The following is an 11,478-nucleotide window of genomic DNA, read 5'->3' as shown; positions in this document are numbered from 1 at the left end:
GGAGGAACGACCATGTCGGACCAAGAAAACAAACTGAACATCACGCGCCGCGGTATGCTGGGGGCCACTGCCACCGGTGCCGTCATCGCCGGGACCGGTCTGGGATCGACCCTGATGACCGCGAAAGAGGCCAGCGCTGCCGCCAAGCAGCATCTGGAGCCGGGCGAGCTGGACGAATATTACGGCTTCTGGTCGTCGGGCCAGACCGGCGAGCTGCGCATTCTGGGCGTGCCGTCCATGCGCGAGCTGATGCGGGTGCCAGTGTTCAACCGCTGTTCGGCCACGGGCTGGGGCCAGACCAACGAGTCGCTGAAGGTTCTGACCGAAGGCCTGCTGCCTGAAACCAAGGAATTCCTGGCTGCAAACGGCAAGGTCACCTATGACAACGGCGACCTGCACCACCCGCATATGTCTTTCACCGATGGCACCTATGATGGCCGTTATCTGTTCATGAACGACAAGGCCAACACCCGCGTGGCCCGTGTGCGTTGTGACGTGATGAAATGCGACAAGATCATCGAAATCCCGAACGCGCATGACATCCACGGCCTGCGTCCGCAGAAATTCCCGCGCACCGGCTATGTCTTTGCCAATGGTGAGCACGAGGCCCCGCTGGTCAATGACGGCCAGATCCTTGATGACCCGTCGCAATATGTGAACATCTTTACTGCCATCGACGGCGACAGCATGGAAATTGCGTGGCAGGTGATGGTGTCGGGCAACCTCGACAACACCGACTGCGACTATCAGGGCAAATACGCCTTCTCGACCTCGTATAACTCGGAAATGGGTATGAACCTGGCCGAGATGACCGAGAACGAACTGGACCATGTGGTCGTGTTTAACCTCAAGGGCATCGAGGATGCGATTGCCGCGGGTAACTATCAGGAGCTGAACGGCGTCAAGGTCGTGGACGGGCGTAAAGAGGCGGGTGGAAACCTGACCCGGTACATCCCGATCCCGAACTCGCCGCACGGTGTGAACGCGGCCCCCGACAAGAAACACATCATGATCAACGGCAAGCTGTCGCCGACCGTGTCCGTGATCGATGTGGAAAAGGTCGATGCGCTGTTCAGCGAAAACGCCGATCCGCGTTCCGCTGTTGTCGCCGAGCCGCAGCTGGGTCTTGGCCCGCTTCACACGGCATTCGACGGCAAGGGCAACGCCTATACCACCCTGTTCCTGGACAGCCAGGTGGTGAAGTGGGACATTGCCAAGGCGATCGAGGCCTATGCGGGTGCCGATGTTGACCCGATCGTCGACAAGGTCGACGTGCATTACCAGCCGGGCCACAACTCGACCTCGATGGGTGAAACTGCCGAAGCCGATGGCAAGTGGCTGATTTCGATGAACAAGTTCTCGAAAGACCGCTTCCTGAACGTGGGTCCCCTGAAGCCCGAGAATGAGCAGCTGATCGATATTTCCGGCGACAAGATGAAGGTGGTCCATGACGGCCCGACCTTTGCCGAGCCGCATGACTCGATCATTGTTCACCGGTCCAAGGTGAACCCGGTCAACGTCTGGGACCGCAACGACCCGATGTGGGAGGAGGCGCGCGCGCAGGCTGCTGCTGACGGTGTCGATCTGGACGAAGGTGCCGAGGAACCGATCCGGGATGGCAACAAGGTACGGGTCTACATGACCTCGACCGCGCCCGTGTTCAGCATGGAGAAGTTCACCGTCAAACAGGGTGACGAGGTGACCGTTTATGTCACCAACCTCGATGACGTGGATGATGTGACCCACGGCTTCTGCCTGTCGAACTTCGGCATCGCGATGGAAGTTGCACCGCAGGCCACCGCCTCGGTCACGTTCATTGCCGACCGGCCGGGCGTGCACTGGTTCTATTGCCAGTGGTTCTGCCACGCGCTGCACATGGAGATGCGCGGCCGGATGTTTGTTGAGCCGCGGAGCGCATAAACATGCGTTGGCCCCTGCTCATACCGCTCCTGCTCGGCTCGCCCCTTTGGGCGGCGGATTGGGATGTGCCCAACCGGGCGGGGGCCATCAACGAGATACTGGCGCAGGCGGCGGATGGGGACACCCTTCGCCTGAGCCCCGGCGTTTACGTCGAGCAGTTGGTTCTGGACCGGCCCGTGACCCTCGACGGGCTGGGACATGCCACCATCGACGGCCAAGGCCAAGGCAGCGTGATCACAGTGACCGGGCCGGGCGTGACCCTGCGCGGGCTGACGGTGATCGGATCGGGATCGGACCATGACGGGATCGACAGCGGTATCCAGCTGACCAAGACGGCGCGCGCGCCGGTGGTCGAGGACAATGTGCTGCTGGGTAATCTTTACGGCATCGACATCCACGGTGCGAAGGACAGCATCGTGCGGCGCAACCGGATTGAAGGGCGGCAGGATCGCCACATGAACGCGCGCGGCAATGGTGTCTATGTCTGGAACGCGCCGGGTGCGGTGGTTGAAGGCAATGACATCCGCTATGGGCGCGACGGGATCTTTGTGAACTCGTCCAAGAAGAACATCTTTACCGGCAACCTGTTTCGCGATCTGCGGTTTGCCGTTCACTACATGTATGCCGACGACTCGGTCGTCAGCGACAATGTCTCGATCGGCAACGATCTGGGCTATGCGGTGATGTTCACGACCAATGTGCGGGTCGCCAACAATGTCTCGATCGGGGACCGCGAACATGGCGTGATGCTGAACTATGCCAACAAGAGCGTCATCACCGGCAATGTCGTGAAAGGTGCCAAGGAAAAATGCACATTCCTGTATAACTCGAACAAGAACGAATTCACCGACAACTGGTTCGAGGGATGTGGCATCGGTATCCACTTTACCGCCGGCAGTGAACGCAACCGCATCGTCGGCAATTCATTCATCGGCAACCGGACGCAGGTGAAATATGTCTCGACCAAGTGGGTCGAGTGGTCAGAGGACGGGCGCGGCAATTACTGGTCCGATTTTGCCGCCTATGATGTGGATGGCAACGGTATCGCCGATGTCCCCTATCGACCCAATGACAGTATGGACCATGTGCTGTGGACCCAACCCGCAGCCAAATTGCTGCTCGGCTCGCCTGCCGTGCAGCTGGTGCGCTGGTCGCAATCGGCCTTCCCGGCGTTGTTGCCGGGGGGTGTGATGGACAGCAACCCATTGATGCAAGCCCCTGAACCCCCAGCTATGAAAAAGGTGCCTCATGACGGATAAGGCCCTGTCAATTGACCATGTCAGCAAGAACCGGGGGAAAACCTGCGTTCTTGACGATATCACCCTGTCCCTTGCCCCCGGTCAGCGCGTCGCGCTGCTGGGCCATAACGGCGCGGGCAAGTCGACCCTGATCAAATCCATCCTTGGCCTGACACCAATTCAGGACGGGACCATTCGGATCGGGAACGCCACCCCCGGCAGCGCGCAGGCACGACGGGATACGGCCTATCTGCCCGAGGCGGTCTCGTTTCACCCGGCGTTGACCGGGCGCGAGCAGCTGACGCTGTTTGCGAAACTGTCCGGGTCGAAAGCCGATGTGCCCGGTCTGCTGGAACGCGTCGGCCTGAGCGACGCTTTGGACCGCCGGATCGGAGCCTATTCCAAGGGGATGCGGCAACGACTGGGGCTGGCGCAGGTGCTGCTGGGACAGCCGAAAGTGGCGCTGTTGGATGAGCCGACATCGGGCCTGGACCCGATCTCGCGTCAGGACCTCTATGCCATTATCGACGAATTGGCCGAGCAGGGTACTGCGGTGCTGATTGCCAGCCATGCGTTGACCGAGGTTGAGGCCCGCACCGACCGGATCGCCATCATGCGCAAGGGTCGGATGGTGGCCGATGACACGCTGAACAACCTGTCGGCGCTGGCCGGGCTGCCGATCCGCCTGAAGGTGCGCGCCAGCGCCAATGCAGATGCCCTGGCCGCTGAACTGGGCGGCAACCGGATCAACGGCGCATCGGTCGAGCTGCTCTGCACACCCGATGACAAGATGGAGGCCCTGCGCCGGATCGCCGGGTTGGGCGATGCAGTGGCGGATGTGGAAATGACCCCGCCCAAGCTGGAGGATCTTTATCGCCACTACGCACAAGAGGAGAGGACATGACCCGCTTCCTTGCCATCACCCGAACTGAAATGCTGATCCTGCGCCGCAACCGCTGGCTGCTGGTTGCCACGCTGATCATGGTGCTGTTCGCCTTGGCGCTGACCTTTGCGGGCAGTGCGCCCACCGGCACTTTGGGTGTTGATATGCTGACCGTCTCGGTCGCGTCGATGACCACATTGTCGGTTTACCTTGCGCCTTTGCTGGCGCTGATGATTTCCTTTGACGCCATCGCAGGCGATGTGGACCGGGGCAGCCTGTCGCTGCTGCTGTCCTATCCGGCTGGACGCGGGGAAATCCTGTTGGGCAAGTTCTGCGCCCATCTGGCCGCGCTGGCCTTTGCCATGACCGTGGGTTTTGGCACCGCAGGTGCGGTAGCCGCGTTCTTTGGTGGTGCGGGGCCGGAAAGCCTGATGGCGCTGGTGCGACTTATCCTGACATCAATCCTACTGGGCGCCGTGTTTCTGGCGCTTGGATACCTGCTGTCCGCTTTGGCGAGGGGCGCCACGGCGGCTGCGGGTCTGTCGGCCGGGCTTTGGCTGGTTTTTGTCGTCCTTTATGATCTGGGCCTGTTGGGGGCCGTCGTCATGGACAAGGGCGGCGCTTTCACCCAATCCGTCTTTCCATGGGTGATGGTGGCCAACCCGGCCGACGCGTTCCGTTTGTGGAACATCGCCGCGACGGAAGGCGTGGCCATGGCCTCGGGCATGACCGGGGCCGCACAGGCCCTGCCGGTCTGGGCTGCGCCCGCGTCGCTGCTGATCTGGCCGGTGCTGGGCTTTGCCCTCGCCCGGCTGGCTTTCCGGAGGGTTGAGCCATGAGACGTCTTGCCCTGATCGCATTGCTCGTACTGGCGGCCTGCAAGGAAGAGCTGGCCGAGGCCCCCGATCCGGTCGATCTGACACCGGATGCGCTGAGCTATTTCTGTCAGATGAATGTCGCCGAGCATGGCGGCCCCAAGGGGCAGGTTCATCTGAAAGGCTATCCGGCCCCGCTGTTCTTTGCGCAGGTGCGGGACATGGTGGCCTATCTGAAAAGCCCCGAGCGCGATGCGGATATCACTGCCATCTATGTCAGCGATATGGGCGTCGCGCCAAGCTGGCGGCAGCCGGGGATTTCGAACTGGATCGCTGCGGATGATGCGACTTTTGTCGTCGGTGCCGATGTGGCAGGCGGCATGGGTGCGCGCGAAGTGGTGCCCTTTGCCGATCCTGCCGATGCCCAGGTTTTCGCGGAGACCTATGGCGGGACCGCGATGCGCCTGCCCGACATTCCCGATGCCGAGGTGCTGGGCCCTGTCGATCTTGATCTGACATTGGAGACCCCCGTATGACCGCCCTGTCCCGTCGCCGTTTTCTGATCATTTCCGCCGCCTGTGCGGCCACTCCGGCCATGGCTTCGGACACGCACTGGCGCGGAACCGCCCTTGGGGCTGCGGCCAGCCTGCGGCTGGTCGGGCTGACGGATGCCGAGGCCGCACCGATCATCGCCGCCGTCGAGGGTGAGGTGACCCGGCTGGAGGATATCTTCAGCCTGTACCGTCCGCAGTCACAGCTGAGCCGCCTGAACCGCGACGGTGTTTTGACCGCACCTGCGCCTGAACTGTTGAAGGTGCTGAGCCTGAGCAGCGCGCTGCATCAGGCATCCGGCGGCGCATTCGACCCCAGCATTCAACCCCTGTGGTCTGCTTTGGCAACACGCGCAGGCCCCGGAGATCTGGCTACCGCCCGCGCTGCTGTGGGCTGGGAACGGGTGTCTTTCGATGCCGCGTCGGTGCGGCTGCCGGTGCCGGGCCAGTCGGCCCTGACGCTGAACGGTATCGCCCAAGGAGCGATCACGGATCGGATCGCCGCGCTGCTGCGGGGCTTTGGTTTGCGTGATGTTCTGGTCGATATGGGAGAGGTTGCCGCCATGGGTACACGAGGCGACGGCGCGCCCTGGAAAGTCGGGTTGGCCGCGCCGGACCAGCGGGTTCTGAAGCGGGTCGCGCTGCGTGACCGCGCGGTCGCAACATCATCGTCGCTGGGGACGCAGCTGGGACAGGGTTTCGGCCACATCATCACCTTGGATGGGCCTGCAAACCGGGACAGAACGGTTTCGGTTTCTGCCCCTGACGCGGTGATGGCAGATGGTCTGTCCACAGCAATTTGCGCGGTATCTGACAGCCAAGTCGCTGAAATCTTGCTGCGTTTTCCCGAGGCCCGTGTCGAGCTGAATGTTTAGAAAAGTACCGCAAACAGCAGAACGAGCAACAAAATCAGAAAAAATATGATATAGGTCAAGTCCTGCACTGCTTCACACAGCTAGGAAGTAAGGACGCGAACCAATCTATCCAAACTCGAGTCGCCAGCCATGAGCCAGTTGACCAGCAGACGCGCTTTTCTGAGCGCACGTATCCTACGGGAGGATCCTGATGCGATCCGACCGCCGGGTGCGGGCGTGACAGGATTTGCCGATCTGTGCACCGGCTGCGAAGACTGCGCCGGGGCCTGCCCGGAAGACATCATCACATTCGACAACAGCGGCTTTCCGGTTCTGGATCTTTCCGCAGGCGGCTGCACCTTATGCGGTGCATGTGCCGAGGTTTGTCCGACCCCGGCGCTGTTGCCCGAGCGTGTGGCCGAGTGGCCGTGGCGCGCACGGATCGAGGCCGCAAGCTGCCTGTCGATGAACGGGGTGAGCTGCCGCCTGTGCCAGGACACTTGTGAACAGGAAGCCATCCGCTTTCGCCTGCAACTGGGCGGGCGGGCTGAACCGGCGCTTGAAACCGAAACCTGCATCGGATGCGGCACATGTTCTGCCGCCTGCCCTGCCGGGGCCATCACGATGCACCGCCCCACCCCTTTGCACCCGGAGGTGACCCAATGAATATCTGTGGCTGTCTTGTCCACATCGCCCCCGATCACACCGACGCCGCGCGCGCGGCGATGACCGGCACCGATGGCGTCGAGCTTCATGCCGAGGCCGGGGATGGCCGGTTCGTCGTGGTTGTCGAGGATACAGCCGACCGGCTGGCCTCGGAAACCATCATGGATCTGCACCAGATCCCCGGCGTGATCTCATTGTCACTGACCTATCACCATTTCGAAGATCCCGCGGAGGCTGCTCCGCGTCCTGATGCTCCAAGCCAACCGTCCAGCAGGAGGCCCATGCAATGACCATCTCTGAATCCCGTCGTACATTCCTGAAAGCGTCCGCAGCGGCTGCCACGGCCTCGGCTGCCGGCATCCCGCTGGCCGCTGGTTCGGCCAGCGCTCAGGCCGCTGCGCCTGATATCCGCTGGGACAAGGCCGCCTGCCGGTTCTGCGGCACAGGCTGTTCGGTTCTGGTGGGCACCAAGGATGGCCGCGTAGTCGCCACGCAGGGCGACCCTGATGCGCCGGTCAACCGGGGTCTGAACTGTATCAAGGGCTATTTCCTGTCCAAAATCATGTATGGCAAGGACCGCCTGACCACGCCGCTTTTGCGCAAAACCAACGGCGAATATGACAAGAACGGTGAGTTTGAGCCGGTCAGCTGGGACGAAGCCTTTGACGTCATGGCTGCCAAGTGGAAAGAGGCGCTGGCCAAGAAAGGCCCGACCAGCGTGGGCATGTTCGGTTCCGGTCAGTGGACCGTCTGGGAAGGTTATGCGGCGGCCAAGATGATGAAGGCCGGATTCCGGTCGAACAACATCGACCCTAACGCGCGTCACTGCATGGCGTCGGCCGTGGTCGGCTTTATCCGCACCTTCGGCATCGACGAGCCAATGGGCTGCTATGACGACCTTGAACACGCGGATACGTTTGTTCTGTGGGGGTCGAACATGGCCGAGATGCACCCGATCCTGTGGTCGCGCCTGACCGATACGCGCCTGACCAAGCCGGGATGCGAAGTGCATGTTCTGTCGACCTTCGAGCACCGCTCGTTCGAGCTGGCCGACAATGGCATGGTGTTCAACCCGCAGACCGATCTGGCGATCCTGAACTATATCGCCAATTACATCATCCAGAATGGCGCGGTGAACGAAGAGTTCGTCAAGAACCACGTCAACATCACCAAGACCGCCACCGATATCGGTTATGGCCTGCGCGACAATCATCCGCTGCAACAAGAGGCCGCGAACCCCAATGTCGGCAAGATGGAACCGATCAGCTTTGAGGAATATGCCGAGGCGGTATCGGCATACACGCTGGAATACACTTCGGAGTTGTCCGGTGTTCCGGCGGACAAGCTGGAGCGTCTGGCCCAGCAATATGCCGACCCGAACCGCAAGGTCATGAGCCTGTGGACCATGGGGTTCAACCAGCATACCCGCGGGTCGTGGGTGAATTCGTTGATGTATAATGTGCACCTGCTGGTGGGCAAGATTTCCGAGCCCGGAAACTCGCCCTTCTCGCTGACGGGTCAGCCGTCGGCCTGCGGAACCGCGCGTGAGGTTGGCACCTTTGCCCACCGTCTGCCTGCCGACATGGTTGTCATGAATGACGAGCACCGCGAGATTTGCGAAACCGCCTGGAATGTGCCTGCGGGTACCATTCCGGCCAAGCCCGGCTTTCACGCCGTACTGCAACACCGCAAGCTGAAGGATGGCGATCTGAACGCCTATTGGGTGCAGTGCAACAACAACATGCAGGCCGCACCGAATATCAACGAAGAAGGTTATCCCGGGTATCGCAACCCCGAGAACTTTATCACCGTTTCAGACCCCTACCCGACCGTCACGGCCGTGTCCGCCGACCTGATCCTGCCCACCGCCATGTGGGTCGAGAAGGAAGGCGCCTATGGCAACGCCGAGCGCCGTACCCAGTTCTGGCGGCAGCAGGTCAAGGCACCGGGCGAGGCCAAGTCGGACGTGTGGCAGGTGATGGAATTCTCGAAACGTTTCACCGTTGAAGAGGTCTGGGGCGAAGAGTTGCTGGCCACCATGCCGGAGCATCGCGGCAAGACCATGTACGAGGTTCTGTTTGCCAATGGCAGCGTCGACAAGTTCCCGCTGTCGGAAACCGCCGAGGGCTTTGACAACGACGAATCCGAGCATTTCGGGTTCTACGTTCAGAAGGGTCTGTTCGAGGAATATGCCAATTTCGGACGCGGCCACGCGCACGATCTGGCACCGTTTGAAACCTATCACCAAGCCCGTGGCCTGCGCTGGCCGGTCGTGGATGGCAAGGAAACGCTGTATCGTTTCCGCGAAGGCTATGACCCTTATGTGCCCGAAGGTGCGGGCGTGAAGTTCTATGGCAAGAAGGATGGCAAGGCGAGCATCATCTTTGCGCCTTACGAGCCTGCGGCCGAGGAGCCGGATGCAGAATATGATCTGTGGCTGTGCACCGGTCGTGTGCTGGAACACTGGCATTCTGGGTCGATGACGCGCCGTGTGCCAGAACTGCACCGCGCCTACCCAGCGGCTGTGGTTTACATGCATCCGCAGGACGCCAAGGATCGGGACCTGCGCCGGGGTCAGGAGATTGTTCTGTCTACCCGTCGAGGCGAGGTCACCAGCCGGGTCGAGACCCGTGGGCGCAACAAGGTGCCGCGCGGTCTGGTGTTCATGCCGTGGTTCGACGAAGGCCAGTTGACCAACAAGCTGACGCTGGACGCGACCTGCCCGCTGTCGAAAGAGACCGACTTCAAGAAATGCGCCTGCAAGGTCGAGCGCGCATAGGCAACAAGGATCGTACGGGTATATCCTCATGTCTTTTGCCGACAAACCCCTTTCGCCGCAGCGGCGCCGGTTCCTGCAGGATTCGGCGCGGGCGGCGAGCGGCTGCGTGGTCGCCGGGACGGTGCTGGCCTATCTGGCCCGCGACGCCCACGCCCTGCCGGCCGAGGCTTTGCGCCCGCCCGGCGCGCTGCCGGAAAAGGAGTTCCTGTCAGCCTGTATCCGCTGCGGCTTATGCGTGCGGGATTGCCCATATGATACGTTGAAACTGGCCGAGTTGGGCTCGGACGCGGTGGCGACGGGAACACCCTTTTTCACCGCGCGGGATATTCCCTGTGAGATGTGCGACGACATCCCATGTGTCACCGCTTGTCCGACCGGGGCACTGGACCCGGCGTTGGACAATATCGACGATGCGAAGATGGGGGTCGCGGTTCTGGTCGACCAGGAGAACTGCCTGAACTTCCTCGGGTTGCGCTGCGATGTCTGTTACCGCGTCTGCCCCGTCATCGACGAGGCGATCACGCTGGACACCACGCACAACACGCGGTCGGGTCATCACGCGATGTTCATCCCGACCGTCCACGCCGACCGCTGCACCGGCTGCGGCATGTGCGAGAAAAGCTGTGTTCTGCCCGAGGCCGCCATCAAGGTGCTGCCTGCCCGGCTGGCGCGGGGCAGTTCGGCAGAGCATTACCGCAAGGGTTGGGAAGAAAAGGCCGCGAAAGGCGCGCCGGTGGTCGAGGGGATCATCGACCTGCCGGACCGTTTGCCCGGACCGGGCACGGACAATCTGGCCACGCCCGGCGGCTTTGCGCCGGGATATGATCTGCCGGGGGTGGGACAATGAGCGCCCGCACAGATATGCCCACAGGTCAAGAGGCCATCGCCAGCAAGGGCTGGATCGGCGCGCATCGCTATCTGCTGTTGCGCCGTGCAAGCCAGCTGTTCTTTCTGGTTCTGTTTCTGCTCGGCCCATGGTTCGGCATCTGGATCGTTCAGGGCACGCTGGCCGGGTCGCTGACGCTGGGCGTGCTGCCTTTGACCGATCCGTTCATCCTGTTGCAGAGCATGGTTGCGGGCCACTGGCCCGAGGTGACAGCATTGATCGGTGGAGTGATTGTTCTGGTGATCTACGCGCTGATTGGTGGCCGTGTTTATTGTTCCTGGGTCTGCCCCATAAACCCGGTGACGGACGCGGCCAACTGGGTGCACCGCAAGCTGGACCTGCCGAAAGGCTGGCAGCCCAAGCGCGGCACGCGCCTGTGGATTCTGGCAACCGTCCTGCTTGTTTCGGGTCTGAGCGGCATGATCGCGTGGGAGTTGATCAACCCGATCACCATGCTGCATCGCGGGCTGGTCTTTGGAATGGGCTTTGTCTGGGCGCTGATCGCCGCCATCTTTGTCTTTGACGTCTTCGTCTCGCGCCACGGATGGTGCGGACACCTGTGCCCGGTGGGTGCGTTCTATGGCCTGATCGGAGCAAAAAGCCTGCTGCGGATCAGCGCCACAAACCGCGCCGCCTGCGATGACTGCATGGATTGTTACGCGGTCTGCCCGGAAAATCAGGTGATCTCGCCCGCGCTGAAGGGCAAACCGGGAAGTACCCCGCTGATCCTGTCACCCGACTGCACGAATTGTGGCCGCTGCATCGATGTCTGCGCGGTCGACGTTTTTACCTTTACTCACCGGTTCGACGACCACGTCGTCCAACCTTCCGATCCAGTTGCCGCGCCCGAGCCGCGCGCCGCCAGACCTATCTAGGGGAGTGCCAA

Annotated in this window: 11 protein-coding genes; all 11 read left to right on the top strand. The window is 61.8% G+C overall.

All coding sequences use genetic code 11. From position 1 onward, the window contains the following. The first annotated feature begins 12 nt into the window (after positions 1-12). The 11 genes from nosZ (at position 13) to napH (ending at position 11,467) form a co-directional block, all read left to right on the top strand. Complete coding sequence (gene nosZ / locus I9182_RS05680) at positions 13-1,920, top strand: TAT-dependent nitrous-oxide reductase (protein WP_209507040.1); 1,908 nt, start codon at positions 13-15, stop codon at positions 1,918-1,920. 2 nt (positions 1,921-1,922) lie between these two features. Next, on the top strand, positions 1,923-3,179 hold the full coding sequence (locus I9182_RS05675) for a nitrous oxide reductase family maturation protein NosD (protein WP_209597128.1): 1,257 nt from the start codon (positions 1,923-1,925) through the stop codon (positions 3,177-3,179). Further along, a complete protein-coding gene (locus tag I9182_RS05670; RefSeq protein ID WP_209597126.1) occupies positions 3,169-4,062 on the top strand; it encodes an ABC transporter ATP-binding protein in 894 nt (297 codons plus the stop codon). Before I9182_RS05675 ends, I9182_RS05670 begins: the two co-directional genes overlap by 11 nt. Further along, a complete protein-coding gene (locus tag I9182_RS05665; RefSeq protein ID WP_209507037.1) occupies positions 4,059-4,880 on the top strand; it encodes an ABC transporter permease subunit in 822 nt (273 codons plus the stop codon). The genes I9182_RS05670 and I9182_RS05665 overlap by 4 nt, the downstream gene beginning before the upstream one ends. Next, positions 4,877-5,392, top strand: a complete 516-nt coding sequence (locus I9182_RS05660; RefSeq protein ID WP_209597125.1) for a nitrous oxide reductase accessory protein NosL — start codon at positions 4,877-4,879, stop codon at positions 5,390-5,392. The genes I9182_RS05665 and I9182_RS05660 overlap by 4 nt, the downstream gene beginning before the upstream one ends. Next, positions 5,389-6,282: an FAD:protein FMN transferase gene (locus I9182_RS05655; protein WP_209597123.1), complete on the top strand. Its 894-nt coding sequence runs from the start codon at positions 5,389-5,391 to the stop codon at positions 6,280-6,282. The genes I9182_RS05660 and I9182_RS05655 overlap by 4 nt, the downstream gene beginning before the upstream one ends. Before the next feature lie 129 nt (positions 6,283-6,411). Next, complete coding sequence (gene napF, locus I9182_RS05650) at positions 6,412-6,927, top strand: ferredoxin-type protein NapF (protein ID WP_209507034.1); 516 nt, start codon at positions 6,412-6,414, stop codon at positions 6,925-6,927. Further along, positions 6,924-7,217 (top strand): chaperone NapD, encoded by a 294-nt coding sequence (locus I9182_RS05645; protein WP_209507033.1) that lies wholly within the window; start codon positions 6,924-6,926, stop codon positions 7,215-7,217. The genes napF and I9182_RS05645 overlap by 4 nt, the downstream gene beginning before the upstream one ends. Continuing rightward, positions 7,214-9,706 (top strand): nitrate reductase catalytic subunit NapA, encoded by a 2,493-nt coding sequence (gene napA, locus I9182_RS05640; protein WP_209597121.1) that lies wholly within the window; start codon positions 7,214-7,216, stop codon positions 9,704-9,706. Before I9182_RS05645 ends, napA begins: the two co-directional genes overlap by 4 nt. Before the next feature lie 28 nt (positions 9,707-9,734). Next, positions 9,735-10,553 carry a ferredoxin-type protein NapG gene (napG, locus tag I9182_RS05635; RefSeq protein WP_209597118.1) on the top strand — a complete coding sequence of 273 codons (819 nt, stop codon included), beginning with the start codon at positions 9,735-9,737 and terminating at the stop codon, positions 10,551-10,553. Beyond that, positions 10,550-11,467, top strand: coding sequence for a quinol dehydrogenase ferredoxin subunit NapH (napH, locus tag I9182_RS05630; RefSeq protein ID WP_209597115.1), 918 nt, complete (start codon positions 10,550-10,552; stop codon positions 11,465-11,467). Before napG ends, napH begins: the two co-directional genes overlap by 4 nt. Positions 11,468-11,478 lie beyond the last annotated feature (11 nt).

The organism is Ruegeria sp. HKCCSP351 (assembly GCF_017872535.1).
Classification (GTDB): domain Bacteria; phylum Pseudomonadota; class Alphaproteobacteria; order Rhodobacterales; family Rhodobacteraceae; genus Ruegeria.
The sequence above is the reverse complement of the archived record's forward strand: the minus strand, read 5'-3'. Positions and strand labels throughout refer to the sequence as shown.

Coding starts and splice junctions, on each gene's coding strand:
- nosZ (WP_209507040.1), top strand. CDS start 13: ATGTCGGACCAAGAAAACAAACTGAACATCACGCGCCGCGGTATGCTG.
- I9182_RS05675 (WP_209597128.1), top strand. CDS start 1,923: ATGCGTTGGCCCCTGCTCATACCGCTCCTGCTCGGCTCGCCCCTTTGG.
- I9182_RS05670 (WP_209597126.1), top strand. CDS start 3,169: ATGACGGATAAGGCCCTGTCAATTGACCATGTCAGCAAGAACCGGGGG.
- I9182_RS05665 (WP_209507037.1), top strand. CDS start 4,059: ATGACCCGCTTCCTTGCCATCACCCGAACTGAAATGCTGATCCTGCGC.
- I9182_RS05660 (WP_209597125.1), top strand. CDS start 4,877: ATGAGACGTCTTGCCCTGATCGCATTGCTCGTACTGGCGGCCTGCAAG.
- I9182_RS05655 (WP_209597123.1), top strand. CDS start 5,389: ATGACCGCCCTGTCCCGTCGCCGTTTTCTGATCATTTCCGCCGCCTGT.
- napF (WP_209507034.1), top strand. CDS start 6,412: ATGAGCCAGTTGACCAGCAGACGCGCTTTTCTGAGCGCACGTATCCTA.
- I9182_RS05645 (WP_209507033.1), top strand. CDS start 6,924: ATGAATATCTGTGGCTGTCTTGTCCACATCGCCCCCGATCACACCGAC.
- napA (WP_209597121.1), top strand. CDS start 7,214: ATGACCATCTCTGAATCCCGTCGTACATTCCTGAAAGCGTCCGCAGCG.
- napG (WP_209597118.1), top strand. CDS start 9,735: ATGTCTTTTGCCGACAAACCCCTTTCGCCGCAGCGGCGCCGGTTCCTG.
- napH (WP_209597115.1), top strand. CDS start 10,550: ATGAGCGCCCGCACAGATATGCCCACAGGTCAAGAGGCCATCGCCAGC.